Source organism: Rhizobium sp. 01N48 (genome assembly GCF_056399145.1).
In genome coordinates, this window is sequence record NZ_JBFTQT010000008.1 from 213,785 (window position 1) to 240,602 (window position 26,818).

The 26,818-nt window shown below is 63.2% G+C and carries 25 protein-coding genes and 1 pseudogene; 12 read left to right on the forward strand and 14 right to left on the reverse strand.

Features of this window, described 5'->3' with window-relative positions:
- Positions 1-33: 33 nt before the first annotated feature.
- The 3 genes from AC1DOG_RS17115 (at position 34) to AC1DOG_RS17125 (ending at position 3,160) form a co-directional block, all read left to right on the forward strand.
- Positions 34-1,488 (forward strand): glutamate synthase subunit beta, encoded by a 1,455-nt coding sequence (locus AC1DOG_RS17115; protein ID WP_477929705.1) that lies wholly within the window; start codon positions 34-36, stop codon positions 1,486-1,488.
- A 162-nt stretch (positions 1,489-1,650) separates the two neighbouring features.
- Complete coding sequence (locus AC1DOG_RS17120; RefSeq protein ID WP_477929644.1) at positions 1,651-2,403, forward strand: hypothetical protein; 753 nt, start codon at positions 1,651-1,653, stop codon at positions 2,401-2,403.
- A gap of 124 nt (positions 2,404-2,527) precedes the next feature.
- Positions 2,528-3,160 (forward strand): LysE family translocator, encoded by a 633-nt coding sequence (locus AC1DOG_RS17125; RefSeq protein ID WP_477929646.1) that lies wholly within the window; start codon positions 2,528-2,530, stop codon positions 3,158-3,160.
- A gap of 76 nt (positions 3,161-3,236) precedes the next feature.
- Here AC1DOG_RS17125 and AC1DOG_RS17130 read toward each other — a convergent pair whose 3' ends face one another.
- Entirely contained in the window at positions 3,237-3,989 is a 753-nt protein-coding gene (locus AC1DOG_RS17130; protein ID WP_477929648.1) for an SDR family oxidoreductase, read from the reverse strand.
- A 98-nt stretch (positions 3,990-4,087) separates the two neighbouring features.
- Here AC1DOG_RS17130 and AC1DOG_RS17135 point away from each other — a divergent pair, with 98 nt between their 5' ends.
- Positions 4,088-4,999, forward strand: coding sequence for an AraC family transcriptional regulator (locus AC1DOG_RS17135; protein WP_477929650.1), 912 nt, complete (start codon positions 4,088-4,090; stop codon positions 4,997-4,999).
- On the opposite strand, the gene AC1DOG_RS17140 is transcribed toward AC1DOG_RS17135, so the two are convergent.
- Positions 4,978-5,868: a LysR family transcriptional regulator gene (locus AC1DOG_RS17140; protein WP_477929652.1), complete on the reverse strand. Its 891-nt coding sequence runs from the start codon at positions 5,866-5,868 to the stop codon at positions 4,978-4,980. The genes AC1DOG_RS17135 and AC1DOG_RS17140 overlap by 22 nt on opposite strands.
- 143 nt (positions 5,869-6,011) lie before the next feature.
- Here AC1DOG_RS17140 and AC1DOG_RS17145 point away from each other — a divergent pair.
- Positions 6,012-6,251, forward strand: a pseudogene (locus tag AC1DOG_RS17145) (Atu4866 domain-containing protein); the annotation flags it as partial.
- A 52-nt stretch (positions 6,252-6,303) separates the two neighbouring features.
- Positions 6,304-7,146, forward strand: a complete 843-nt coding sequence (locus tag AC1DOG_RS17150; RefSeq protein ID WP_477929654.1) for an oxidoreductase — start codon at positions 6,304-6,306, stop codon at positions 7,144-7,146.
- 47 nt (positions 7,147-7,193) lie between these two features.
- Here the strand turns inward: AC1DOG_RS17150 and AC1DOG_RS17155 are convergent, their stop codons facing one another.
- Together AC1DOG_RS17155 and AC1DOG_RS17160 are read right to left on the reverse strand one after the other, a co-directional pair.
- Positions 7,194-8,429, reverse strand: a complete 1,236-nt coding sequence (locus tag AC1DOG_RS17155; RefSeq protein ID WP_477929656.1) for an SGNH/GDSL hydrolase family protein — start codon at positions 8,427-8,429, stop codon at positions 7,194-7,196.
- Positions 8,430-8,526: 97 nt separating this feature from the next.
- On the reverse strand, positions 8,527-9,750 hold the full coding sequence (locus AC1DOG_RS17160) for a lytic murein transglycosylase (protein ID WP_477929658.1): 1,224 nt from the start codon (positions 9,748-9,750) through the stop codon (positions 8,527-8,529).
- Positions 9,751-9,951: 201 nt separating this feature from the next.
- On the opposite strand from AC1DOG_RS17160, the gene galU reads away from it, so the two are divergent.
- Entirely contained in the window at positions 9,952-10,839 is an 888-nt protein-coding gene (gene galU, locus AC1DOG_RS17165; RefSeq protein ID WP_018899750.1) for a UTP--glucose-1-phosphate uridylyltransferase GalU, read from the forward strand.
- Between the two features lie 48 nt (positions 10,840-10,887).
- Here the strand turns inward: galU and AC1DOG_RS17170 are convergent, their stop codons facing one another.
- On the reverse strand, positions 10,888-12,453 hold the full coding sequence (locus AC1DOG_RS17170; RefSeq protein ID WP_477929660.1) for an outer membrane beta-barrel protein: 1,566 nt from the start codon (positions 12,451-12,453) through the stop codon (positions 10,888-10,890).
- A 140-nt stretch (positions 12,454-12,593) separates the two neighbouring features.
- Here AC1DOG_RS17170 and AC1DOG_RS17175 point away from each other — a divergent pair, with 140 nt between their 5' ends.
- Positions 12,594-13,589, forward strand: coding sequence for a KpsF/GutQ family sugar-phosphate isomerase (locus AC1DOG_RS17175; protein WP_477929707.1), 996 nt, complete (start codon positions 12,594-12,596; stop codon positions 13,587-13,589).
- A gap of 41 nt (positions 13,590-13,630) precedes the next feature.
- On the opposite strand, the gene AC1DOG_RS17180 is transcribed toward AC1DOG_RS17175, so the two are convergent.
- Together AC1DOG_RS17180 and AC1DOG_RS17185 are read right to left on the reverse strand one after the other, a co-directional pair.
- Positions 13,631-14,086, reverse strand: coding sequence for an NfeD family protein (locus AC1DOG_RS17180; protein ID WP_413395072.1), 456 nt, complete (start codon positions 14,084-14,086; stop codon positions 13,631-13,633).
- Positions 14,087-14,089: 3 nt separating this feature from the next.
- Complete coding sequence (locus AC1DOG_RS17185; protein WP_209191633.1) at positions 14,090-15,103, reverse strand: SPFH domain-containing protein; 1,014 nt, start codon at positions 15,101-15,103, stop codon at positions 14,090-14,092.
- Positions 15,104-15,295: 192 nt separating this feature from the next.
- On the opposite strand from AC1DOG_RS17185, the gene queC reads away from it, so the two are divergent.
- The 3 genes from queC to queE are packed head-to-tail and all read left to right on the forward strand — an operon-like array spanning position 15,296 to position 17,092.
- The gene (gene queC, locus AC1DOG_RS17190; RefSeq protein WP_477929663.1) at positions 15,296-16,003 is read left to right on the forward strand and encodes a 7-cyano-7-deazaguanine synthase QueC; all 708 of its coding nucleotides are present in this window, start codon (positions 15,296-15,298) and stop codon (positions 16,001-16,003) included.
- A gap of 4 nt (positions 16,004-16,007) precedes the next feature.
- Positions 16,008-16,364, forward strand: a complete 357-nt coding sequence (gene queD / locus AC1DOG_RS17195; RefSeq protein ID WP_477929665.1) for a 6-carboxytetrahydropterin synthase QueD — start codon at positions 16,008-16,010, stop codon at positions 16,362-16,364.
- Positions 16,361-17,092: a 7-carboxy-7-deazaguanine synthase QueE gene (queE, locus tag AC1DOG_RS17200; protein ID WP_477929667.1), complete on the forward strand. Its 732-nt coding sequence runs from the start codon at positions 16,361-16,363 to the stop codon at positions 17,090-17,092. The genes queD and queE overlap by 4 nt, the downstream gene beginning before the upstream one ends.
- Positions 17,093-17,350: 258 nt before the next feature.
- Here queE and hemH read toward each other — a convergent pair whose 3' ends face one another.
- From hemH to AC1DOG_RS17225, 5 genes are all read right to left on the reverse strand, one after another.
- Positions 17,351-18,388, reverse strand: coding sequence for a ferrochelatase (hemH, locus tag AC1DOG_RS17205; protein ID WP_477929669.1), 1,038 nt, complete (start codon positions 18,386-18,388; stop codon positions 17,351-17,353).
- 148 nt (positions 18,389-18,536) lie between these two features.
- Positions 18,537-20,486 (reverse strand): 5'-nucleotidase C-terminal domain-containing protein, encoded by a 1,950-nt coding sequence (locus AC1DOG_RS17210; protein WP_477929671.1) that lies wholly within the window; start codon positions 20,484-20,486, stop codon positions 18,537-18,539.
- A gap of 213 nt (positions 20,487-20,699) precedes the next feature.
- Entirely contained in the window at positions 20,700-21,068 is a 369-nt protein-coding gene (gene omp10, locus AC1DOG_RS17215) for an outer membrane lipoprotein Omp10 (RefSeq protein WP_477929673.1), read from the reverse strand.
- 171 nt (positions 21,069-21,239) lie between these two features.
- Entirely contained in the window at positions 21,240-22,691 is a 1,452-nt protein-coding gene (locus AC1DOG_RS17220; protein WP_018899739.1) for a homospermidine synthase, read from the reverse strand.
- 137 nt (positions 22,692-22,828) lie between these two features.
- Positions 22,829-23,701: a heme-dependent oxidative N-demethylase family protein gene (locus AC1DOG_RS17225; RefSeq protein ID WP_477929676.1), complete on the reverse strand. Its 873-nt coding sequence runs from the start codon at positions 23,699-23,701 to the stop codon at positions 22,829-22,831.
- 190 nt (positions 23,702-23,891) lie between these two features.
- On the opposite strand from AC1DOG_RS17225, the gene AC1DOG_RS17230 reads away from it, so the two are divergent.
- Positions 23,892-24,797, forward strand: a complete 906-nt coding sequence (locus AC1DOG_RS17230) for a GGDEF domain-containing protein (protein ID WP_477929678.1) — start codon at positions 23,892-23,894, stop codon at positions 24,795-24,797.
- Positions 24,798-24,897: 100 nt separating this feature from the next.
- On the opposite strand, the gene AC1DOG_RS17235 is transcribed toward AC1DOG_RS17230, so the two are convergent.
- Positions 24,898-25,524: an aminotransferase class IV family protein gene (locus AC1DOG_RS17235; RefSeq protein ID WP_477929680.1), complete on the reverse strand. Its 627-nt coding sequence runs from the start codon at positions 25,522-25,524 to the stop codon at positions 24,898-24,900.
- A 2-nt stretch (positions 25,525-25,526) separates the two neighbouring features.
- Positions 25,527-26,699 (reverse strand): aminodeoxychorismate synthase component I, encoded by a 1,173-nt coding sequence (locus tag AC1DOG_RS17240; RefSeq protein WP_477929682.1) that lies wholly within the window; start codon positions 26,697-26,699, stop codon positions 25,527-25,529.
- Positions 26,700-26,818: the final 119 nt, after the last annotated feature.

Consider the following 26,818-nt stretch of genomic DNA (forward strand, 5'->3'; position numbering starts at 1 on the left):
GAGGCGGTCATGAGTGTAAGGGAAGACAGCAGCATGGGTAAGGTAACAGGGTTTCTGGAAATCGACCGGCAGGTGGCGAAGTATCAGCCGGCGTCGGACCGTATCCGGCATTTCCGCGAATTCACGATCCCGATGTCGGACCCGGAAGTGCAGAAACAGGCCGCGCGCTGCATGGACTGTGGCATTCCCTATTGTCATGGCCCGACCGGCTGTCCCGTGCACAACCAGATCCCCGACTGGAACGATCTGGTCTACAACAACAACTGGGAAGCAGCGATCCAGAACCTGCATTCGACCAACAACTTCCCTGAATTCACCGGCCGCGTCTGCCCCGCGCCCTGCGAGGAGGCCTGCACGCTGAACCTCGAAGATGCGCCGGTCGCCATCAAGACCGTCGAGCAGGCGATCGCCGACAAGGCGTATGAGCTCGGCTTTATCCGGCCGCAGCCGGCTGCCGTTCGCACCGGCAAGAAGGTCGCGATCATCGGTACTGGCCCTGCCGGCATGGCGGCGGCCCAGCAGCTCGGCCGCGCCGGCCACGAAGTGCATGTCTATGAGCGTGAATCGAAGCCCGGCGGCCTGCTGCGCTACGGCATTCCCGACTTCAAGATGGAGAAGAACTTCATCGATCGTCGCGTCGAGCAGATCTCGGGCGAAGGCGTGACCTTCCATTGCGGCGTCAACGTCGGCGTCGATCTGAAGGTCGAGCAGCTGCTCGCCGATCATGACGCGGTGCTCTATTGCGGCGGTTCGGAAACGCCGCGCGAAGCCGGCATTCCGGGCTTTGATCTCGCCGGCGTCCACGATGCGATGCCGTATCTCGTTCAGCAGAACAAGCGCGTCGGCCGCGAAAACATCGACAGCGTAGGCTGGGCATCGGACCCGATCCTCGCAGGCGCCAAGCATGTCGTCGTCGTCGGCGGCGGTGACACCGCATCGGACTGCGTCGGCACGGCGTTCCGCCAGGGGGCCGTGAAGGTCACCCAGCTCGACATTCGCCCGCAGCCGCCGGAGAAGGAAGACAAGCTCGCCGTCTGGCCGTTCTGGGCCACCAAGATGCGCACCTCCTCCAGCCAGGCCGAAGGTGCTGTGCGCGAATTCCAGGTGGCGACGGTCGAATTTGTCGGCGAAGACGGTGTGCTGACCGGCGTGAAGTGCTGCGAAGTCGATGAAAGCCGCAAGCCGATCGCCGGCACGGAGTTCATCATCAAGGCAGACCTCGCCTTCATCGCCATCGGCTTCAGCGGTCCGTTCACGACGAGTGTGCTCAAGGAACTCGACGGCAAGCTGACGCTCAACACCGACCGCCGCGGCTCGACCAACGTCGTCGCCAACGACAAGGATTACAAGACCTCGGTCGACAAGTTCTGGACGGCGGGCGACGTGCGCCGCGGCCAGTCGCTGGTCGTCTGGGCGATCCGCGAGGGACGCCAGGCGGCGCGCGCCATCGACGAGGCGCTGATGGGCTCGACGGTTCTGCCGCGCTAAGCAGCCGGGACGTTTGGATTGATTTCGGCTCGGGGCTGCGCTTGCGCGGCCCCGAGCTTTTTTGTGCCTTTTGCAGCTACATACCGAGAAAGTCTATCTGGCGGCGGGCGCGTCAGTTCGGCGAGTATGGACGGACTGTTTGTTGTACGGGGGTCAATGAATATGTCTGTTCGATCTGTCATCAGCATTGTCGCGGCTTTCCTATGCGTCGCGGCATCGCCAGCCGGGGCCTGGGAGCGCGCCGGCTACGTCAGTTATCCGGCGACGGCGAAGTGCCTGAGCGAGAACATGTGCCTGCTGGTCAGTTGCCCGGCCGTGGGCGCGCCGAGCTTCGAGATGGTGATCTACGAGCACGGCAAGGCGACCGGCGAGCCGTTCGACATCATCATCGATGGCCGTACATTCACCTTCAATCTGCCAGAGCGCGGCGCCCACGATCTTTATCGCTGGCCGCTTGCCGATGATTTCTCCGATGCCCTTCAGAAGGGGAGCCGGGCGACGCTGGCTTTCGATCCGGTCGGGCTGCCCTATTCGTTTTCGCTGCGGGGAAGTGGCGCTGCCGTGCGGCGGGTGCTTTCCGGCTGCGGATCGTCGTCCGCGCCCGTCGTCACGGCGGCGGCATCGCGCGAGCGTCTCTCCGGCCTCAGCCCGGAGACGGATTGCCAGGTGGCCACGACGACGGGCGAGGTGGTGGACCTGACGATGAGGGCCTCCGGGCAGACGATCGAAGGCTTCCAGTTCAAGGACAAGCGCGGCACCGGCTACATCAACGTCGATCCGCCAGGCAATGCCAAGGTCATTCAGGCGAAGCTGATGACGATCATCGTTCCGGGTGCGAAGCTGAAGATCGAGGTGCATGGATGCGGAGCGGCCGCCAGCGTGGAAGTCTTGTCTGCGGTCGAGGTGATCGAGTAGGGCTCTGACTGGACGTCTCAGTCCCGCCGGCGCGATGGGATTGCGGCATGGTCAACCGCGATGCGGCGATCTATGGTGCGCGGGCCATCGCTTCGCATGGCTATGCGGCAAGGAACAACACCGGATGCCATCGACCGAACTGCTGATCACCTTCTTCGTCACGACCGCGCTCTTTGCCTATATTCCCGGGCCGGCCATGCTTTACGCCGCCGCCCAGACGCTGGCGCGCGGACGGCGGGCGGGGTTCATGGCGACGCTCGGGATCCATGTCGGCTGCTATGTGCATGTGATCGCGGCCGCCGCGGGCCTGTCGATCATCTTTCATGCGGTGCCGGTGCTCTATATGGCGGTCAAGCTCGCCGGTGCGGCCTATCTGGTTTGGCTCGGCATCTCGCTGTTTCGCAGCAAGGCGCAAGGGGAGACGACGCTCGCTGCCATCGATCCGAAGTCCGGCCGGCGGGCCTTTGTCGAGAGCATCTCGATCGAGGTCTTGAACCCGAAGACGGCGATCTTCTTCCTGGCCTTCCTGCCGCAATTCATCGATCCCGCCGCCAGCTTTCCGGTCTGGCTGCAATTCGTGCTGCTGGGCACGATCGTCAATTTCATCTTCTCGTCGGCCGATATCGTCTACGTGATGCTGGCGGGTGCCGTCGTATCGAGGCTGAAGCGCTCGGGTTCGGCACAGCGGCTGGTGCAGCGCGCGGGTGGAGGAATTCTGATCGGCCTCGGTGCGCATCTGGCGCTGCAGCGGGGTTAGTCGCTGCGATTGGTGGGCTCGGGACTGCCTGGCGCGGCCCCGAGCTGCAAGGTCGCTTCTCCGTCGTGGGAAGGGCTTAGAGGCCCGCCTCGGCCATCCAGAGTTCGGCATCGGCACCGCCCGGAATACGCAGCGGCGCGGATGGATCGGTCGCAGCCCGCCACACGGCCTCGGCCACGTCGGCGGCATGGGTCACCGGGCCGGTATCGTCCTGCACACTCTTGATGAACTGCTGGAGCATCGGCGCATAGTCGGCATCATCAAGGCCACGGAAATGGGGGCGCGCGTTTTCGCCGAAGCGGGTGGTTGGCGAGCGGCCCGGCAGAACGATATGCACGCGCACGCCGAACGGCTCCATCTCGACCGCCAAGGATTCCGTCAGCGCGTTCACCGCGGCCTTGCTCGCGCGGTAGACGCCGATGACCGGCAGCGTCTTCACCGTCACCGTCGAGGTGACGTTGATGACGACGCCTTCCCGGCGTTGGCGCATCTGCGGCACGACAGCCTGGACCATCGCCAAGGTGCCGATCGTGTTTGTCTCGAACAGGGACCGCACGGTCTCCGGCGCGGTGAGTTCGATGGGGGAAGGGGCTCCGAAGCCGGCGTTGTTGACAAGCACGTCGATATGACCGGCGGCGGCCACGGCCTCCGCGATGCTTTTGGGGTCGGTGACGTCGAGCGGCAGAACGCGCATGCGTTCGGAGGCCGGCAGCAGGTCGGGATCGGGCTTGCGCATCGTCGCGATCACATCCCAGCCGCGGTCGAGAAAGAGTTTCGCGGTCTCCAGGCCAAAGCCGGACGAGCAACCGGTGATCAGTATCGTGGGCATCTGCGTCTCCAAGTGAAAAGGAATGATTGCAGGGTAGTGACCGCGTGCGAGACTTGATATAGTCTGTAGTCTCCATTTCTTTAGCGATAGTCTTGATTGTGGCCGTTGATCCCCTTGCCGAAATCGTCACGCTGCTGCAGCCCGCAGCACGCTTCTCGAAGCTGGTCGAATGCGCCGGCCTTTGGCGGATTGAACGCGAGGCCACGGGCGAGCCCTTTTACTGTGCGGTCATCGAGGGGCGCTGTCGTGTGACATTCGGGGAGGAGCCGCCGTTCATTCTTGAGGCCGGCGACTTTGTCCTGGTGCCGGCCATGCGTGATCTCGTCAATGAGAGCATAGATGCGCCGCGCGATCTGCCCGCCGTCGTTCCGAAGCAGATGAGCGACGGTCGCTTCCGCGCGGGTCGTCTCGACGGGCCGCCGGATCTGCGCATGCGCATCGGGCATTGCAGCTTCGGTTCACCGGATGCGGCGCTTCTGGTTTCGCTGCTGCCCGATGTCGTTGTCGTTCGCGGCGAACCGCGTCTGGCGACGCTGATGCAGTTGGTCGGCGAGGAAACACGCGAGCGGCGGCCGGGGCGGGAGCTGGTGCTTGAACGGTTGCTGGAGGTGCTGCTGATCGAGGCGCTCCGATCCGGCACGCAGCCGACGGGCGCGCCCGGGCTGAGCCGTGGTCTGGCGGATGAACGGCTGGCGGCTGCACTGCACGCGCTGCATGAACGGCCGGCCCATCCCTGGACCGTGGCGGATCTCGCGACCGAGGCTTCGCTCTCCCGATCGGCCTTCTTCGCCCGTTTCAGCCGCGTCGTCGGCCTCCCGCCGATGGAGTATCTGCTGGCCTGGCGCATGGCGCTCGCCAAGCAGCTGTTGCGCGGTCGTGAGTTGGCGATGGATGAGGTGGCGGAGCGCGTGGGTTACGGCTCGGCGAGCGCGTTCAGCGTCGCCTTTTCGCGATATGCGGGCGTGCCGCCGGCCCGGTATGCCCGCAGTCAGCCTCTGCTTGAGAGGTGATCGACCAGCACGCGCAGCTTCTGCGGCTGGCGATGGCGGCGGGGGTAGTAGATGTAGAAGCCGTCGAAGGGCGGGCAGTAGCTTTCGAGAAGCGGCACGAGCTCGCCGCGCGCGATATAGGGCGCAAAGGTCTCCACCATGCCGAAGGTGATGCCGGCGCCGGAAGAGGCCATGCGCAGCATCATGCCCATGTCGTTGGTGGTCATGTCGGGATCGACCGCGACATCGAAATCTCGGCCGTTCTCGGTGAATTCCCAGCGGTAGGGGGCGGTGTCGGGTCTGGGGCGCCAGCCGATGCAGACGTGATCGACGAGATCGCGGGGGTGTTGCGGCGCGCCGCGACGGGCGATGTAATCGGGCGATGCGACGGCGCATTGGCGCTGGGCTGACGAGACCGACACGGCCACCATGTCCTGCTCGATCACCTCGCCCAGCCGGATCCCCGCATCGAAGCCGGCCTCGACGATATCGAACTCGCCGTCGGTAATGGTGATATCCAGGTGCAGCTCCGGATATTTCGCCATGAAGCCTGCCAGCAGCGGGCCGGAGATGACGCGTTCGGCGATCGATGAAACGGCAATGCGCAGCAGCCCGGATGGCCGCGCGCGAACCTCGCGCACGGCTTCGATCGCCTCCACGACGCGGTCGGCGGGCTCCTTCACCAGGGATTGGAACAACTCGCCGGCTTCGGTCAGCCGCACGCTGCGCGTGGTGCGCTGGACGAGCGTAACAGCAAGCCGGTCTTCCAGCCGCTGCAGCGCCTGGCTGACGGCGGAGCGGGTCACGCCCAGCCGCTCGGCGGCGACGCGGAAATTGCGCGCTTCCGCGACGGCAAGGAAAACGGAGATGCCTTCGAACTGGTCGCTCATTGGTTAGAATTACTAACCACGCTATCTTGGATTGGCAACTCGTTCGATGCCAATGTCGCCCCTATCTCTCATCCCATGGCAAGACGGAAGAGCCGTCGCCTGCAATCGCATCGGCCTCGTTAGGCCGGAAGAGGAGAGAGATGATGAGCGACCATCCCTATGTCGGCATGTGGATCACCGATGACGGCCGGGTTCGGCACGAGCTTCTGGCGAACGGCCGATACGACGAGGCGCGCGGTAACCGCGAGAGCGCCTACCAGGGGCGCTACGAGGTCCATGGCGCCCATATCGATTACTGGGACGACACCGGCTTTACCGCCGACGGCGATTTCGTCGACCGCGACACGCTGCACCATGGCGGCATGATCCTGCGTCGGCGCTAAGCGCCACTGCCCCCAACGAGACAATGGGCCGAGAAGCCCTGAAGGAGACGACATGACTGAGACTTCCACCATCTGGTTCATCACTGGTGCTTCCTCGGGCCTCGGCCTCGCCTTGGCTGAAGCCGTTCTGGCACGCGGCTGGCGGGCGGCTGTCACCGCGCGCAAGCCTAGTGCGCTCGACGATCTGGTCGCGCGCTACGGCGATCATGTGCTGCCAGTTGCGCTCGATGTGCGCTCCAGGGCATCGATCGACGAGGCGGTCGCTGCGGCGGAGACGCATTTCGGCGGCATCGACGTGCTGGTCAACAATGCCGGCTACGGCTATCTCGCGGCGATCGAAGAGGGCGACGACCAGGAAATCCGCGACCAGTTCGAGACCAATGTCTTCGGCCTGATCGCGGTGACCAAGCGGGTGCTTCCCGGCATGCGCGCGCGGCGTCGCGGCCATGTGTTCAACACGTCGTCGCTCGGCGGCCTCGTGGCGTTCGCGGCGACCGGTTATTATCACGCCACCAAGTTCGCGGTGGAGGGCTTGTCGGAATCGCTCTCTCACGAAGTGGCGCCGCTCGGTATCAAGGTCACCATTCTGGAGCCGGGCGCGTTTCGCACCAATTGGGCCGGGAGCTCGATGATCGAATCGGCGACCGTGATTGACGACTACGCCGAGACGGCGGGCAAGCGCCGGGCCGCGACCCGTGCTGTCTCCGGCAACCAGCCGGGTGATCCGGCGCGCGCCGCAGCCGCAGTCATTGCTGCCTACGAGAGTAAGGAGCCGCCGCTGCGGTTGCTGCTGGGCGCGCCGGCGCTGAAGATCGCGCGCGAGCGGCTGGATGCGCTGCGGTCGAATTTCGATGCATGGGCGGATGTCACGCTGAGTGCGGATTTTCCGAGCTGAGCCAGTTGAGCTGAGAAAGAGGGAGGCGGGCGTGCGAGCGCCCGCTTTTACTTGACCGAGACTTCGGCCGTCGATTTGGCGGCGGGGCGGCTGTAGTCGTCGACGCGGCCGGCCGGGGGCTTGGCCATCTCGCCATCCTGCACCAGCTTGTCGCGCGGAGATTTCGTGGCGCTCACGGGAATGGCGGCGCCGCCGAGTAGCGCCGTGCCGCCGTCGAGGTTGGGGTCGGAGAGCGCGATCGGGTCGGTGTGATCGGCCGGGTTCGACGACAGACCGATCGCCGGCGCGCTGCTGTTGTCGAGGCGCACGAGATCGGGGCTTGCCTGGGTGCCGAGGATGCGGCGGGCCGGCTTTTCAACGTAGAAGGCGATCTTGCGGCGGCCGGCGTCGGTCATGTTGATGCCGTCGGAGGTGCGCAGGCGTACCTGCTGGCCGTTGATGTCGGAGCCTGTGACGATGAAGTCGCCGCTCTCGCTGACGAAGCCGTCCCAGATATCGACGAATTCGCCGCCGATCGATTCCACCTGCTTGCGGTAGACCTGGTTCATCTGCGCGGCATCCGCCATCATCGAGGGCGAATCGAAGGCGGGCAGGCCGACCCAGAGCAGCGGGATCTTTCTAGCCGTCACCGCCTTGCCGAAGGCGAGAACGCGGCGCTGGTATTCGGTGTACCAGCCATCGGTGCGGAACTTTTCCTTGCCGACATCGGTCACCATCTGCTGGCGGTCGTTGGCGCCGAGCATGACGACGACCATGGCGGGCTTGGCCTCGTCCATGAATTTCGTCAGCTGCGTCGGCCAGTCGTAATAATCGTCGCGCACGAGGCCGGAGGCGACGTTGCTGTGGGTCTCGATAAGGATGCCCGGCGAATCCTGGAAGGCCGCATCCATGCCGACGCCAAGGCCGCCGGCCAGGAAGTCGCCGACGACAAGGATCTTCTGGGCATTGTCGAGCTTCTCGACGACCTTCTCTTCCGGGGCGATCACGGGTGCCGCGCGTGGCGTGGAGACGGTGGCCTTGGGCGGCGTTGTCTTCTTGCGCTGGGGAACGGCGCGCGGCCGCGTGTATTGGCCGGGCGCCTGGGGGGCCTCGTCGATGTAACGGCGGCCCAAGAAGAAATCCATGAGCGAGCGGCGCTGGTAATAGCGCTGTTCCTGGGCTTCAGCCGAAACGGGCGGCAGAACAGAGGTGGAAAAGACCAGCACCGCCGCGCCCAACGCGCCCCAGCGGAGCATGCCGCGAAGGCCACTCTTGGCTGTTGTCTGATCTACTCGTTTACGCATATCGGCCGCCCTGCATCGACGCTTATTTTCTCATGGAGCGGGACGGGCGTCCACACCCCAAAGCGCGGTGCGCGTGTTTTTGATCGCGACGTGACGGCTACTTGCGAAGCGCGTTCAGGAGCGGCAGCGAGGGTTCGCCATCCGCCTGCATGCCGATACGGCCCTGAACGGCGGCGATCGCGGCCTTGGAGCCACTGCCGAAATTGCCGTCGACTTCGCCGTCATAGTAGCCGAGCGCCTTCAGGCGGGTCTGCAGCTCGAACTTCTCCTTGACGTCGAGCGTGCCATCCGGGCGCGGCCAGCGCTGCTTCATGCCGCCATAGCCGGCGATCTCGTCGGCGAGCAGGCCGACGGCGATGGCGTAGCTGTCAGAGGCATTGTACTTCTTGATGGTGTAGAAGTTGCTGGTCATCAGGAAGCCCGGACCGTCATTGCCGGCGGGCATCTTCAAGACCGCCTTGCCGGAGCCGTCCTTGAAGCCCATGCCGCTCGGGCGCTTCAGGCCAAGGGCCGACCATTGTGCCAGCGTCAACGTCTTGCCGACATTCTTCAGCGCGCTCGATGGAACCTGGACTTCGTAGCCCCAGGTCTTGCCAAAATCCCAGCCGTTCTTCTTCAGGAGATTGGCGGAGGTGGCGAGCGCGTCGGGAACCGAATTCCAGATGTCGCGGTGGCCGTTGCCATCGGCATCGACGGCGTAGAGCAGGTAGCTGGTGGGAATGAACTGGGTGTGGCCCATGGCGCCGGCCCAGGAGCCGGTCATGCCGTCGGGCGAGATGTCGCCGTTCTGCAGGATCTTCAGGGCGGCGATCAGCTGCTTTTGCGCGAATTTCGTGCGTTTGGCGTCGGCATAGGCGAGCGTCGCCAGCGCGCGGGGCACGTAATGCAGTCTGTCGTCCTTCTCAAGAACCGCGCCGTAGTTTGATTCCATCGACCAAATCGCCAGGAGAATCGTCTTGTCGACACCGAAGTTCCGCTCGATCCAATTCAACGTAGAGGCGTGTTTGGCCATCATCTTGCGGCCGATCTGGACGGTATAAGGATTTACGCGAGAATCCACGTAATCCCAGATTTTTGTCGTAAATTCAGGCTGATAAGTAGCCTTTTCCAGCACCGTAGGGTCAGGGTCGCTGACGCCTGAGAAAGCTTTACGATAAGTTGCCTTGCTGATGCCATTTTGAGCGGCAGTTTGATAGAAGTCCGCGATCCACTTCTGGAACCGCTGGTCGGCCATGGCGTTAACAGGCGCCAGACTGGCGGATGCGGTCATGATGAATGCGAATGCAAGACCACGAAGGGAGATTTTGTGATTTTGAGTCATCGGCGGTCATCCGTCCTTTCGTTTCAGGCACACCAGAGCGCAAAAATTCCGCTCAGGCCTGAGACTACCCGAACGGAGTCAACAAATTCTTTACCATGACGCACGAACACAGTCACTATTTGCAAAACCGTAGCAAATCTCATCTAATCCGATCAAAATCGCGTTATATTTCAAGCGTTAGAATCATCCCAGGAGGCCTGTGTGGCAGAGCATAAAAAAGTTCGCAAAGCTGTATTCCCGGTCGCCGGTCTCGGCACGCGCTTCCTTCCGGCCACGAAGGCCGTTCCGAAGGAAATGCTGACTGTCGTAGACAAGCCGATCATTCAGTATGTGGTGGACGAAGCGCTGGAAGCCGGGATCGAGCATTTCGTTTTCGTGACGGGCCGTAACAAGCACATCATCGAAGACTATTTCGACATCCATTTCGAGCTTGAGCAGACGCTGCGCGAGCGCAGCAAGAACGCCGAAATCACCCTGCTCGCAGGCCAGCTTCCCAAGGCTGGTACCGTGAGCTTCACGCGCCAGCAGGAGCCGCTCGGCCTCGGTCACGCCGTATGGTGCGCCCGCGAGATCATCGGCGACGAGCCTTTCGCGCTGCTGCTTCCCGACATGATCATGAAGAGCGAAGCCAAGGGCTGCATGAAGGGCATGATCGACCTTTATGCCCAGAGCGGCGGCAACATCATCGCCGTCGAAGAGTGCGCGCCCGATCAGGCCCACAAGTACGGTATCGTTGGCGTCGGCGACGCGATCGGTGACGGCTTCCGCATTACCGGCATGGTCGAAAAGCCCGCCAAGGGCACCGCACCGTCGAACTTCTTCATCAACGGCCGCTACATCCTGCAGCCTGAAGTGTTCAAGATCCTGGAAACCCAGGAACGCGGCGCCGGCAACGAGATCCAGCTCACCGACGGCATGCTGAAGCTCCTGAAGGATCAGGCTTTCGCCGGTTACCACTTCAAGGGCACGACCTACGACTGCGGCGCCAAGGATGGCTTCATCCTCGCCAACGTTGCCTTCGCGCTCGAGCGTGCGGATATCCGCCCGACCGTGATCGAAGGCTTCAAGGACCTGCTCAAGGGTCTCTGATCTCAGGCGATTGAAGGGGAGGCCGCCTCGCGGTCTTCCCGATCGCTGTCAGCGTTTCAGCTTCAGACCGACGCCGGCTCGCCATTGTTGCGAGTCGGCGCCGACTTTTCTGGACGTCAGTTCGTAGCCGATGGTGCTCGTCAGATCGAGATATCGGTTGATGTTCCAGGTCAGGCCGGCGCTGGTCGTATAGACCGTCTCGTCGCTGATCGCGCTATCCGACGGATAGTCGCGCAAGGTTATCCCACCCAGGAACGTTCCAACCAGATTGTCGCGCAGCTGATGCGTGACAGTCGTCGTCATGGCGCGCGAGATATAGCCCGCGACACCCGGCGTGGTGGATGGCTGCAGACTGGTCTGCAGGCCGAAATCGATATCGGTGCCGCGCAAAGGCGACCAGCGGACGCTGGCATCGAGCACGGTTGCGTCGATATCGGACAGCCTGACGTCGTCGAAGCTGGCGATCTCGTAACCCACGCCCACTTCGCCGCGCAGCTTTTCGCCGAGGTCCACCTCGACGCCGACCTTGGCGCCGTAGCTGTCGCCGGAGCGCTGGTAGCCCGCCACGTCGGTCGTCTGGTCATACACCGTCTTGCCGACATTGCCTTCGATGAAGGGGATCAACGCAGGCGACAGCTCGTAGCCGATGCGGCCACGCAGGGTGCCTGATGTCTGGTCGCGGTCGCTGAGGGATACGACGGTGCCGTCGGAGAGCGTGGCGTCCGAATAGATCGTGCGGGTGAAATCGATGCCGGTGCTGCCGCGCAGGATGCCGAAGTCGCGCTCGATCGAGGCGCCGAGGGTGAATTCCTGCACGTCGGATTGCTGGTTGGCGTTCTGGATGGCGTTCGGGTCGTCGGTGTCTTCGCGGTAGAAGTGGTAGCCGCCGGTGATGTGGGCCGTGGTTTCCTCGGGGAGATCGAGCCTCAGATCGCCGTTGATCCGGAAGTCCGGCTGCTCTTCGCCTTCGCCGCTGACATTCTTTTGCCAGGCGCCTTCGCTCGTGATCAGCAGCTGGTGCAGTGCCCAGTCCGACGTCAGCGTCGTCTTCATGTCGGTTTCGAGGAAGGCGCGCGTCTGCTTGACGTCGCCGTCCTTCTGCGTCTCGGTGTTGATGCTCTGCGTCACGGTCGGGCGCAGCACGAAGGTGCCGACGCGGATACCAGGGGTCTCCTCGGTCGAGAGATTGACGTCGGGCTTGCGCGGCCTGCGCTCGTCGAGCGGGGCCTCGCGGGTGTTCAGCCGCATCATGTCTTCGTCGAGAATGGAGCCGGTGGTCTCGTCGCTCGGCTGGTCGCCTGATGTGGTTTGGCGTGCGGCCGCGCTGGTGTTGGCGCTGGTGCCGTTGGCGGTGCTGTCGTTCGCATTGGCCGGGTCGTCGGCGGATGCCGTGGCGCCGGGTATGGCCGTGCCGTCATCCTGTTGATCGCCTGTTGCATCGGGGGTGGCGATGTAGGCGGACTGAGCAAGCGGGGAGGACGATGCAGCCGTACGCGCCGATTGGGCGAGCGCCGAAACAGGAGCCATGAGTTCGAGACCGGCCAGCGCCACGGACACGGCAACGCCCGCCGCGCGGAGCGGCGTCAGACTGCTCGTATGTCTCCAATGGCCCATATGGTTGCGCTCGGCATGCTTCGAAGTGGTTACCCGAACGTAAAGCCTCGTGGTTAACCATTCGTTGCCATTTGGTTGAAGGCGGTGCTCAATCCGCCGCTATGGTGGACACCGCGCTGGAAAGCGGCTAACGGATGGCGATGATCAAGCGAGCGGTAAATCTCATCGACAACGGCGTGATCGACTCGGCCAGGCGCACACTCGCCACCGAACGACAGTCGTTGGTGTCCCTCGAACAGGCCTTTGACGGCGATCTCGCCGGGCCTTTCCTGCAGGCCGTCGAAACGATCGGCGGGATTTCGGGGCGGGTGATCGTTACCGGCGTCGGCAAGAGCGGCCATATCGGCGTCAAGATCGCCGCGACGCTGGCATCCACCGGAACGCCTGCCTTCTTCATGCATGCCGCCGAGGCCAATCACGGCGATCTCGGCATGGTGGGTTTGGGAGATGCGGTGCTGGCGCTGTCGAAGGGCGGCGAGAGCGCGGAACTGCGCAACGTAATCGCCTATACGCGCCGCTTCTCCATTCCGCTGATCTCCATGACCTGCTCGCCGGACTCGTCGCTGGCCAAGGCGTCCGATGTCGTGCTGTTGATGCCGAACGTCGAGGAAGCCTGCCCGCACGGACTAGCGCCGACGACGTCAACGATGATGCAACTGGCGCTCGGCGATGCTCTGGCGATCGCGCTGCTTGAGGCGCGTGGCTTCACAGCGCGCGATTTTCATGTGTTCCATCCCGGCGGCAAGCTCGGTGCGGCCTTGAGCCATGTCGCCGACGTCATGCATACCGGCGAGCGCGTGCCGCTGGTTGCCAAGGGCACACCGCTGCCGGAGGCGATCTCGACTTTGTCGCGCAAGCATTTCGGCTGTGTCGGCATTTTGGACGAAGATGGCCGGCTTTGCGGCATCGTCACCGAGGGCGATATGGCGCGCAATCTGTCGCGCAACCTCTCGGAGCTCGTGGTCGACGATATCATGACGCGGGCGCCGAAGACGGTGAAGCCGAATGTGCTCGCGACCGCGGCGCTTGCGCTCTTGAACAAACACAGCATCGGTGCGCTCATTGTCGTCGACGACGACAACAGGCCGGTCGGGCTTATTCATTTCCACGATCTTCTCAGGATCGGCGTGGCCTGATCAAGCCAGCTTGATCGGGATCAAGGCCAGCTTGATCGGGATCAGGCTTCCTCGACCGTCAGGTCGCGACCGTTGCTTGCGATGACCTTGACGCGCGCGCCGACGGGAAGATCCGGCCCGCTCACCTTCCATTGGGTGTCATCCAGCTTGATGCGGCCACGGCCCTCGGTGATCGGCTCGGCCAGCGTGGCCGTGCGGCCGACGAGGCTGGCGCCGCGCTGGTTGAGGAAGGGCTCATCCGTCTCGCCGTGATCGCGCGTCAGCTTGCGGCCGATGAAGGTGGCGGCGACGGCGAAGGCGGCAAAGAGGATCGCCTGCAGCTGCCAGACCCAGAAGGCGCTATCCCAGAACAGCAGCGACAGCGCGCCGACGGCGATTGCCGCCAGCCCGATCCAGACGAGGAAGAAGCCGGGCACCAGCATCTCGGCGGCGAGCAGCACGAGGCCGACGACCCACCAGCTCCACGGCCCCAATTCCGATGTGATGGCGGCCAGCATCTATCAGCGCTCCGGGTTCTGGTTGAACGGGTTGACCTGCGGCGTGGTGCGCGGGGCCTGGACCTGACGCGGGGCAGGGGCTGCCGGCGGAGTGTCGCTGCCGCCGAAGACTTCCTTGGCGATGGCGCCGATGCCGCTCAGCGAGCCAATGATTGACGAGGCCTCGATCGGCATCAGCACGACCTTGGAATTGGTGGCCGAGCCGATCGCGGTCAGCGCCTCGGTGTATTTCTGCGCCACGAAGTAGTTGATCGCCTGCACGTCGCCGGCGGCGATCGCTTCCGACACCATCTTGGTGGCCTTGGCTTCGGCCTCGGCCAGGCGTTCGCGGGCCTCGGCGTTGCGGAAGGCGGATTCACGCTGGCCCTCGGCCTGCAGGATCGCCGACTGCTTTGCGCCCTCGGCGCGCAGGATCTGCGCGTTTCTCGAGCCTTCGGCCTCCAGCACCTGGGCACGCTTCTCGCGCTCGGCCTTCATCTGGCGGGCCATGGCGTCGACGAGATCGCGCGGGGGCTGGATGTCCTTGATCTCGACGCGGGTGACCTTGATGCCCCAGGGCTGGACGGCATCGTCGACGACGCGCAGCAGGCGGTCGTTGATGGCGTCGCGGTTGGAAAGCAGCTCGTCGAGGTCCATCGAGCCCATGACCGAGCGGATGTTGGTCATGGTCAGGTTGAGGATGGCGTTTTCCAGGTTGGAGACCTGGTAGGCCGCCTGGGCGGCGTTGAGGATCTGGTAGAAGGCGACGGCATCGGCCGAGACCGAGGCGTTGTCGCGGGTGATGACCTCCTGGGTGGGAACGTCGAGCACCTGCTCCATGACGTTCATGCGGGCGCCGACGCGCTCGATGAAGGGGGTGATGATGTTGAGGCCGGGACCCAGTGTGCGGGTGTAGCGGCCGAAGCGTTCGACCGTGTACTGATAACCCTGCGGGACCGTCTTGATGCCGGCGAAGAGCACCAGGATGACGAAGACCACCAGTGCGATGACCACGATGTCGAAGCCGCCCAAAACCATGAAATACCTCCCAAACGAATCGAATAGCCGCACCTTAGCCGAGACGATTTCAAAAGCCACGCTCTCAGGTAGTCGTGCCGCGTTACCCATCAAATATGGGGGTTCGATTGGTTCTTCACAATGCGGTCCCTTTGGCCTAGAACGCCCGCATCCGGTCGCAGCCCACCCGGTCAAAACAAGGGATCAAACATCATGAAGACTATCGTCATCTGCTCCGGCGGATTGGACTCCGTTTCGCTTGCGCATAGGATCGCTGCGGAACAGCAACTTATCGGCCTGCTCTCCTTCGATTACGGCCAGCGTCACCGCAAGGAACTGGATTACGCCGCCGCCTGCGCAGAGCGGCTCGGCGTGCCGCATCAGATCATCGACATCAGGCCGATCGGCAGCCATCTCACCGGTTCGGCGCTGACCGACAATATCGACGTGCCTGATGGACACTACGCCGAGGAGACCATGAAGGCGACCGTGGTTCCGAACCGCAACGCCATCATGCTCGCCATCGCCTTCGGGCTTGCCGCCGCGCAGAAGGCGGATGCCGTGGCCGTTGCCGTGCATGGCGGCGACCACTTCATCTATCCGGATTGCCGCCCCGGCTTCATCGACGCGTTCCAGGTGATGCAGGATGCGGCGCTGGACGGCTATGCCAGCGTCAAGCTGCAGGCACCCTACGTCAACGCCACCAAGGCCGATATCGTCACGGATGGGGCCAAGCACGGGACGCCGTTCGCGGAGACGTGGTCGTGCTACAAGGGCGGGGCGCGCCATTGCGGGCGCTGCGGCACCTGCGTCGAGCGGCGCGAGGCGTTTCACCTCGCCGGCGTCGCGGACCCGACGGACTACGAGGACGTGGATTTCTGGAAGTCGGCGACATCGGGCTTCTCGGCCACGGAGGTGTAATCCCGTGTTCCGCATCACCAAGGAATTCCACTTCTCCGCCTCGCATCAGCTCTCGCATCTGCCCGCCGATCACCAGTGCGCGCGGCTGCATGGGCATAACTATATCGTCGTCGTCGAGCTTGCGGCTGCAGAGCTCAACGAGGACGGCTTCGTGCGCGACTATCACGAGCTTGCCCCGCTGAAGCGCTACATCGACGAGCGCTTCGACCACAGGCATCTGAACGAGGTGCTCGGTCATAACAGGGTGACGTCGGAATATCTCGCCAAGCATTTCTATGACTGGTGCAAGGCGATCCTGCCGGAAACGTCGGCGGTACGGGTCAGCGAGACACCGAAGACCTGGGCGGAGTACCGGCCATGAGCGCCGATCACAAGATCCGCGTCAGCGAGATCTTTGGGCCGACGATCCAGGGTGAGGGCGTGCTGATCGGCCTGCCCACGGTGTTCGTGCGCACCGGCGGCTGCGATTACCGCTGTTCGTGGTGCGATACGCTGCATGCCGTCGACAGCGAATACCGCGATCAATGGACGCCGATGTCGGTGGAGGAGATCTGGGCCGAGGTCGTTTCGCTCTCCGGCGGGCAGCCGCTTACCGTCTCGCTCTCGGGCGGCAACCCGGCGATCCAGCCGCTGGGGCCGCTGATTGCGCGCGGGGATGCGGAGGGCTACCGGTTCGCGCTGGAGACGCAGGGCAGTGTCGCCAGGGATTGGTTTGCCGATCTCGATACGCTGGTCTTGAGCCCGAAGCCGCCGTCGAGCGGCATGGAGACGGATTGGGGGCAGTTCGAGGACTGTCTGCGAAGGGCCGCCGGCGGGCCTGAGGTTGCGCTGAAGATCGTGGTGTTCGATGAGCGGGATTATCGATATGCGCGGGAGGTTGCGGGGCGATATCCGGACTTGCCGGTTTACCTGCAGCCCGGCAACCACACGCCGCCGCCTGCCGATGACGATGATGCCAGGATCGATATCGATGGGATCATGGAGCGGATGTTGTGGCTGGTGGAGACGGTGACCGAGGATCGGTGGTTTGAGGCCAGGGTGCTGCCGCAGCTGCATGTGTTGTTGTGGGGGAATCGGCGGGGGGTGTGAATGTTTTTGGCAGGAGGGCGTAGGCTCGGTTTTGCCGTGGGTTACCCCCCTCTGTCCTGCCGGACATCTCCCCCACAAGGGGGGAGATCGACTCGTGGTGAGGTTTTCGCCAAATGTTGAGGTCGGAGCGAGCGGGCAAGCCCAGCCAATCTCCCAACCTGTGGGGGAGATGCCCGGCAGGGCAGAGGGGGGTATCACTACCCGCAGCGGCTGACGGGCGCACGCAGCAGAACCCCTACAGCCTCGTAGCCGCTACCCTCAAACCCACCCCAACAATTCCCGCCGCACCACCTTCTCCAGCACGCGCATCCCATCATCGCTGTCGTTCAGGCACGGAATATGCGCGAACTTCTCGCCGCCGTTCTCATGGAACGAATGCGCCGCCTGTTCGGCGATCTCTTCCAGCGTTTCAAGACAGTCGGAGACAAAGCCTGGATTCAACACGGCTATCTTTTTCACGCCGTCCTTGGCGAGCTGCTCCACCGTCTTGTCGGTATAGGGCTGCAGCCATTCTTCCGGGCCGAAGCGGGACTGGAAGGTGACCATGAACTGGTCCTTCGAGAGACCGAGCTTTTCGCGCAGCAGGCGGCCGGTCTTCTGGCACTGGCAGTAATAGGGGTCGCCCTGCTTGAAGTAGGACATGGGGATGCCGTGGAAGGAGGCGATGATTTTTTCCGGTTGCCAGTCGAGCGTCGACAGATGTTTGGTGATCGAGTTGGCGAGCGCCTCGATATAGGTGTCGTCGTCGTGGTAGTCGGGCACGGTGCGCAGCGCCGGCTGCCAGCGCATCTTCAACAGGTGCTGGAAGGCCTTGTCGTTGACGGTCGCGGTGGTGGCGGCGGCATATTGCGGGTAGAGCGGGAAGAGCACGATGCGGTCGCAGCCGTCGTCCTTCAGCGCCTGGATGCGCGAGGCGATCGAGGGGGTGCCGTAGCGCATGGCCCAGTCGACCTTGACGTTCTCCAAATCCTTCAACCGCTCGGCCATCAGCTCGGACTGGCTGCGCGTGTAGGTGCGCAGATAGCTTTCGTCCTTCTCCTTGTTCCAGATCAGCTCGTAGGCCTTGCCGACCTTGCCGGGGCGGGTGTTGAGCACGATGCCGAAGAGGATCGGATACCACTTCCAGGGTGACCATTCGATGACGCGCTTGTCGGTCAGGAATTCCTTGAGATAGCGGCGCATCGAGGTGTAGTCGGTGCCGTCAGGGGTGCCGAGATTGACGAGCAGGACGCCCACCTTGCCATAGTTCACCTTCGGGTGTGCCGACGGATGGTGCGTGGTATCAACGGTCGTCATTCAAACCTCAGTTCTGCTGCTCAGCCGCTCATACGCGGACGAGATCGAATGGTTCACCCTATAGGAACAAAAGCCGGCCCGGGAAACCCCGGACCGGCTCACATCATTGGGACAAATCGTCATACTTTATTCCGTCCAGCCGCAAGGCTTACTTGGACGGGATCTGCAGCTCCTTGCCAACAGTCAGGTGGCGCGGGGTCGGCTTGCCGTTGGCCTCGGAGATCTTCTTCCAGAGCGTGCCGTCGCCATAGAACTGCTTGGCGAGATCCCACAGCGTGTCGCCCGATGCGATGACGTGGGTGGTCGGCGTGTTCGGGGCGAGAGCCGCAGGAGTTTCCGTGGCCGGTGCCGTTGCCGCCGGAGCGGTGGGAGCGGGTGTTGCGTCCGGCGTGGCCGGTGCCGGCGTTGCTGCCGGTGCGGTTGCTGCCGGTGCCGCGGGGGCGGCCGGTATGGTCGTCTCGGATGCCGTCGATGCAGGCGCTGCGGCCGAAGAGGCGACCTCGGTTACGCGTCCATCGGTGTAGGGCTTGTAGGGCGAATGGGCGGCGAGGAAATCGGCAGTGACGTCGGCGAGATCGGGGCCGAAGTCATAGGCGTTCTTACCCGCTGTCGCGAAGATCGAATAGCCGTCGCCGCCTGCGCGCATGTAGTTGTTCGTCACCACGCCGTAGGTCTTGGCATCATCCAGCGCCACGAAGGCGTCGCCGTCCTTGACCTCGACGGAGACGACGCGGCTGCCTGGAGGCTTCGACTTGTCGAAGCTGTACTTCATGCCCGCCACCTGCGGGAAGCGGCCGGCGCCTTCCTCGATCTTGCCGAGGCCGTTTTCCAGCGCCGCGCGGATATCGGCGCCTGTCAGCTGGAAGGTGGCGAGCGTGTTCTGGAAGGGGAGCACGGTGATGACTTCGCCCTGGGTGACATCGCCGCCGTCGATCGACGAGCGCAGGCCGCCGCCGTTCTGGATGGCGATCTGCATGCCCTGGCTCTTGCCGCGATCGAGCATGGCGTCGGCGACGAGGTTGCCCATCGAGCACTCCTCGACGCGGCAAACCTTGCGGTCGCCTTCGATCGGGCCCTCGGAGGAGCCGATGACCTTCTTGCGCAGGTCCTCGATCGGCTTGGCGAGCTCGGTGATGCGGGCGGCGATCTCGGGATCGGGCGTGAACGAGCTGTCGATCAGGATCGGATCGCCCTTGGCTTCCTTGACCACGCCGTTGTCGTCGAAGGTGATCACGACATCGCCGAGATACTTGCTGTAGGAGGCGGCGGTGACGACGGGGACCTTATAGCCACCGGGATTGTCGACCATGGTCGGATAGGGACCCTCTGCCTTCGGATCGGTGTTCGACAGAAGCGTGTGCGAGTGGCCGCCGACGACGACATCGACATCGGGGATCTTGGCGATATCCGAGAGATCCCTGGTATAGCCGACATGCGTCAGCGCGATGATCTTGTTGACGCCCTCGGCCTTCAGCTTGGCGGCTTCCTTGGTGATGGCCGCGACATCATCGGTGAACTTGACGTTCGGGCCGGGGGAGGCGAGCTCTGGGGTTTCGGTGGTGACGACGCCGATGATGCCGATCTTCTGGCCGCCGATCTCGAGCACGACCGAGGGTTCCGGCTTCTTCTTGATCGTCGAGGCGTCGGAGATTTCGACATTGGCGGCGGTGACGGGGAAGGCAACCTTGTCCATAAACGGCGCCAGCGCCTTTTCGCCATCGTCGAATTCATGGTTGCCGAGCGTCATGGCGTCGAACTTGATGGCGTTGACCATCTCCAGTTCGGCGGTGCCCTTGTATGTGGAATAGAACAGCGAGCCCTGGAAATTGTCGCCGGCGTTCAGCGTCAGCACGTTCTGGCCGGCCAATGCCGCGCGGCGCTGGTCGATCGCGGTCTTCAGGCGAGCGGCGCCGCCGAAGCATTCCTTCTTGCTCTCTTCCTCGGCCGAGCAGGTGGAATCGAACTTGTTGATCGCCTCGATGCGCGAATGGAAATCATTGATGTGCAAAATATTGAGCTGGTAATCGGCAAAGGCGGCGCTGCTCGACAGCACCAATACGGACGCGGTCAGCAGACCGAATTGAAACGATTTCGTCATCCTGTTCTCCTGGTTTTATCGACGACGCTCGAACCCGATCCGTTTTTCCAGATACCAGTCCCCCAAGCCCCGCCGTCCCTACACGGTCGATGTTTCCATCAACCCTTAGTGGCCGCAAGATAAAAACCTGTGACAGCGCGGGTGCATTCCAAGAGCGGTAAACAAAAAAAGCTCCCGCGAGGGGAGCTTTTCCGATCGACCATATAAGGCGATTTACATGTGGCGGTTGAGGCTGAACTGCGAGCCGCTGTCGGAGGTGCAGTTGAGCTGGCTCTGGGTGACTAGCGCGCAGTTGACCTTGGACTGCGTCTTGCGCACCAGCGAGGTCATGTTGATCTCGACCAGCGTCGGCGACGTGTTGATGTAGGTGCCGGAGGCCAGCATCTGGTTGGTGTCGGTCGTGCGCGTCGTGAACGTGCCGGCCTGGAAGGTGGAGATGATGCCGTTCGGATCCGACCAGGAGCCTTCCACGCCTGTCTGCGCCGGGGCGACGGCAACGGGCATCGGACGCGGGGACTGCGGAACGCAGGCCGAAAGGGCCGCCGAAGCACTCGCGATCACGAGGAGGGTTTTGAGTCTCATAAGATTCTCCCGGAAGTTCAGACCGAAAAACATAACGCTTGGTTAACGAACACATGGCGCGAGCGTTCCGGGAAGGCAAGGCTTCTTGCGCGCGTCAGGGCATTTATACAGCAGGCGTTACAAAAATGCCCGCCTTGCGGCGGGCATCTGGTGATCTCGGTCTCGTTTCTATCAGCGAACGAGGATGTTCTTGAACTGCCAAGGATCCTTGGTGTCGATGTCCTCGGGGAAGAGGCCCGGGCGGCCATCGAGCGGGGTCCAGTCGGTGTAGTGACCTTCGACCGGGCCGAGGTAGGGCAGCTGCACTTCGAGGCAGCGCTTGTAGTCGATCTCGTCGGCTTCGACGATGCCGGCCTTCGGGTTTTCAAGCGCGTAGACCATGCCGGCCAGGACCGCCGAGGTGACCTGCAGGCCGGTGGCGTTCTGGTAAGGCGCGATGCGGCGGGTTTCTTCGAGCGACAGGCGCGAGCCAAACCAGTAGGCGTTCTTCTCGTGGCCGTAGAGCAGCACGCCGAGTTCGTCGACGCCGTCTACGAGTTCGTGCTCGTCGAGAACGTGGTGAACCGGCTGCGAGTTGCCGCCGTTGCCAAACATCTCATGCAGCGACAGAACGGCGTCGTTGGCCGGATGGTAGGCGTAGTGGCAGGTCGGGCGGAAGGTCACTTCGCCGTCCTTGTCGCGCACCGTGAAGTAATCGGCGATCGAGATGGATTCGTTGTGGGTGACGAGGAAGCCGTACTGCGGGCCAGGCGTCGGGCACCAGGTGCGAACGCGGGTGTTGGCGCCCGGCTGGTCGAGGTAGATGGCGGCCTTGCAGCCCTTCTTGTGCTTCTTGGCGTTCTTCGGCATCCAGTTTTCGTGGGTGCCCCAGCCGAGTTCGGCCGGCTGCAGACCTTCGGAAATGAAGCCTTCGACGGACCAAGTGTTCCAGAAGACGTTGAGCGGCTTCGGGTTCTTGGTGAGCTGCGTGTCGCGCTCGGCGATGTGGACGCCCTTGACGCCGAGCTTCTTCATCAGCTTGGCCCAGCCTTCGCGGTCATGCTGATCCGGCTCTTCGAACTTCAGGCCGGTGTCGTTGGCGAGGTTGACCAGCGCCTGCTTGACGAACCAGGAAACCATGCCCGGGTTTGCGCCGCAGGTGGAAACGGCCGTGGTGCCGCCCGGGCTCTTCTTCTTCTCATGGCGAAGGGTCTCGCGCAGCGCATAGTTGGTGCGCTCCGAGTTCTTCATGTTCTTGTCGAAATAGAAGCCGAGCCATGGCTCGATGACCGTGTCGATATAGAGAACGTCGAGCTTGCGGCAGAGCTTCATCAGGTCGAGCGAGCCGGTATCAACCGAGAGGTTGACGCAGAAGCCCTGGCCACCACCTTCGGTCAGAAGCGGCTTCAGGAGTTCCTTGTAGTTGTCCTTCGTCACATATTCCTTGATGTGACGGACGCCGTGCTGCTTGAGGATCTCCATGTCGGAGGGCTCTTCACGCGGGTCGATGACGACCATCCGGCTCTTGTCGAACTTGAAGTGGCGCTCGATCAGGGGCAGCGTGCCGCGGCCAATGGAGCCAAAGCCGATCATGACGATCGGGCCGGTAATTTCGGCATATACCGGGTGGTTCTGTTCCGTCATTCTTTTCTCCTGTGGAAGGCGACGAAGGCGAGAAGCCTCTAAGAATTCATTTGAAATCGTTCAAATACCGCTAGGTGACCGGCTCTAATCACAAAATCACGTCACAATAAAGAGCGTTCCGGTCGGGAATGTAAATATCAGGTGAAGCGATCATTGCTTGCAAACGCGTGCAATTTCGCCGCCAACTCGCGCTTCTGCAGGCTCAGTCCCTTGTAGGCGGCTTGGTGCTCGTCGAGGCTTTCGAGCTGGGCTGCGAAGCTTAGCGCCAGGCTTTGTGCCTGCGGGTGATGGGCAATAGCGGAGATCGGATCGACGTAGACGCGGATCGTGAAGAGGATATCGCCCGACCGAGGGAGCTTGCGCAGCGTCTGGCGCTCGACGCGGGCGAAGCGATCGGCCAGCGTGAACGGCTCGGCCTGCGGCGGGCGGCGATGCTTGGAGAGCGGCAGGAAGAGGGCGTTCGAGGTGTTGACCGACCAGTTCAGCCGCTCGACCGGTTGAGAAACCTGAAGATTGTCGAAGATGCGGTGGATGAGGGTGGCGTTGCGCGTGCCCTCGCCGAAGCCCGGCACATCCGCATGGATCGCATGCATCGGCCGGCCGAATTTTTCCCGCAGCGACCAGGAGGATGGGAAGGCGACGAAGCCGGCCACGAGATGCCAGCCATCCTGCTTGCGGTGCATGATGACGAGATCGTCCTGGATCATCAGGCCGGCGCGGAGCAGCGGCGGGAGATCGCTGCCAGTGTCCGGCACGTCAGGACAGAGGTTGGGGTGGCGTTCGCGCAGATGTTGCCGCAGCAGGTCGAGCGCTTCCTGTTGCGCGTCCAATGTGTCGGCCTCGGCGACGAAGACATCGTCGCGGCTGCTCTCGACCAGCGCACGCTTTTCGCCGACATAGCGGGCCCAGTCGGCATCGGGCTCGATCCAGCGGTCGGTATCGAGCGGCATCAGGCCGATGGTGAAAGGCTTGGCCGAGCCGTCATAGGGCGTGTAGGTCGGTGGCGTCATTGTCAGCAAAGTGCCGATTTGCCAGCCTGCTGGCAATAGGTGACGAGAGGCCGGGCTATCGCCCTCGTGAACCAAGGCGTCGCATTCCGGAACAACCAAATAGTGCAATTGCGCCGAAACCATCCATCTTCTTTTCAGATTTCTGCGTCAAACTGCGAATCATCTTATATCCACGCCCCGGAACCATCGGATGAACCAGATATCGGAGCGGCTTGCGGAATTGCATGAGGACAGTTCCGTCCTGATCGCGCTTTATGATCAGGACGATCGTCTGCGCTATGCAAACCCGGCCTTTCGCACGACCTTTGCCTTGGATCCCGAGGAATGCCCGCTATGGGCGGACCTAATGCGGCGCAATACGCGCAGCGGCAAGGGCACGATCATCCGAACCTCCGACTTCGAGACATGGCTGGTCTCGGCGCAATCGCGGCGCGGCAAGCTGCCGTTTCGCGCCTTCGAGACGGATGTGGTCGACGGGCGCTGGCTGTGGATGACCGAGACCGTTCAGAAGGACGGCTGGATGCTCTGCATCGCCAGCGACATCACGCATCTGAAGGCCAGCGAGCGGGATGTCAGGCAGGATCGCGATTTCGCGCTAAAGGCCTCACAGACGGACGAGCTCACCAGCGTCTCCAACCGCCGCTTCATGATGGCGGCGCTCGACAGTCTTGCCAACGGGCACGCCGCGCCGCGGCCCGTGGGCGGCTGCATCTGCATCATCGACCTCGATTTCTTCAAGCGCATCAACGATCTCTACGGGCATCAGACGGGCGACGACGTGCTGGTCGATTTCGCCCGCCGGGTGCATCCCCTCGTGCGCCGGCGCGACAGCTTTGGGCGGATCGGCGGCGAGGAGTTCATGCTGATCCTGCCGGATACGACCCTGGCGCAGGGCGAGCTGATCATCGAGCGGATATTGACGACAGTGCGCGGCGCCCGGCCGATCCAGAATGCGCCGAGTTTTTCCTACACCTGCTCGGCCGGGCTTGCGGAACTGCACCCTGGCGACACCGCGCGCGAACTCTATGCGCGGGCCGACGAGGCGCTCTATCATGCCAAGCAGGGCGGGCGGGATCGGTTGCGGATCGTGGCTTAAAGCGTGTCGCGATCCTTCGGATTCGCTTGCCACGCTTTAAGTCTTTGTTTGGTCGCATGTCGGAGCCGCAAAACCGCTGCACACTTTTGCGCGACATGCCTTAGTCAATGAGCCTTGCCGGGATCAGCCCACGCAGGGAGTTGCCGACGTAGAGCTTTCCGGTCTTCAGATCATCGCGCGTGATGCGGCCGACGCGGGCCTTGCGCTGGCAGATGAGCTCTGTGCGCAATACCCCCGCAAGCAGGCCGCAGGAGATCGGCGGTGTGCGCAGCATGCCCGAGCCGTCGTCGAGGAAGATCGAGGTGATCGTGCCCTCGCAGGCCTCGTCGCGCTCGTTCAGCATCAGCACTTCGTCGGCTTCATCACTGGCGTATTCGGCGCGTGCAGCCTCGTAGACCGCGCGGCGCGTGGTCTTGATGCGCAGCAACTTGTCGGCGGAGTCGAGCCGCTGGTCGGCGATGCGGATGGTCCAAGTGGTATCCGGCGCAAGCGGCGTGAAGGGGGCGGTGGTGACCTCGATATTCGCGTTCTCATCGAAGGTCAGCCGGACGCGCCGGGGAGATGTGGCGCCGGCGATGGCTTGTTGCAGTCTTTCGAGCGCATCCACCGGCTGCGGAAAGCCGATGCGGCGGGCGGAGCGGGTGAGGCGGGCGAGATGCAGGCGCAGGCGAATGAAGCCGGTGTCGGGCTCGTAGCGCAGGGTTTCGATCAGCGAGAAGTCGGCCACGGTCAGACGCTCCCTGTTCCTGCGATCGGCTGGTCGCCGATGGCGAAGCGGGCCTTCAAGAGGCACTCCTCGTATTCGGCTTCAGCGGTGGAATCGATGACGATGCCGCCGCCGACATTGAAGACGGCGCGGCCGTCGTCGAAGAGCGTGAGCGTGCGGATGGCGACGGAGAAGCGCATGGCGCCTGATGGCGCGATCATGCCGATGGCGCCGCAATAGACGTCGCGCGGGCCGTCTTCCAGCTCGTGTAGGATGGTCATGGCGCTGATCTTCGGCGCGCCCGTTATCGAGCCGCAGGGGAAGAGGGCGGCGAGGATGTCGCGGATTTCGAGGTTGGGCAGGAGCTTTGCCTGCACATGGCTCACCATCTGGTGCACCGTCGGATAAGTCTCGATGTCAAAGAGTTTGGGGACGTCGAGCGTGCCGACTTGCGTGATGCGCGAGATGTCGTTGCGCAGGAGGTCGACGATCATCCGGTTTTCGGCCTGCGTCTTGATGTCGGCGAGCATGGCTTGCTTGATCGCCTCGTCCTCGGCGGAGGTGCCGCCGCGCCTTGCCGTGCCCTTCATCGGATGCGTCTCGATCCAGCCTTCCTCGTCGGTGCGGAAGAAGAGCTCGGGCGAGCGCGACAGGATCACCGGGCCGCCGAGATCGACCAGCGCGCCGTATTTCACCGGCTGTCGTTCGATTAACGACCAGAAGGCGGCGCTGACATCACCGGACCAGCGGGCCGTAATCGGCATGGTGAGATTGGCCTGGTAGCAATCGCCCTGCATGAGGTGGTGGTGCAGGCGGTCGAAGCGGTCCTTGTAGGTCGCGAAGTCCCATGCGGCTTTCGGCGCCGTCAGGAACTCTTCGTTTTCGAGGCGCTGCGTGGGCTGGGCGAGGGGGTGGTCGTCCGGCTGCGGGTGGTCGAAGATGCCGAAGCACAGCAGCGGTGTCGTGCGGTTTTCGATGGCGAAACCGGCGAGTTTGTCCTCGAAGAGGTGGCCGGCTTCGTAGGCGATATAGCCGGCGAGCCACTTGCCCGCCTTTCTGGCCTCCTCCATGCGGGCGAGGCCGGTAAAGACCTCGGCGCGGGTGTGGGCGACGATGATCTCGGCCGGGTCGGCGAAGAGCATGACCTGGCCGGATGTGTCGTCTCGGAAGAGGATGTGGGGCGGTCTATGTGTCATCTCGGTGCATTCGCTCAAGGCGTCGCTTGCGCTCCGCCCCCCTCATCGCCTCGCTACGCTCCGGCACTTCTCCCCGTCGGGGAGAAGAGACCTGTGGCGGCGTAACGCCCCCTCTCTTG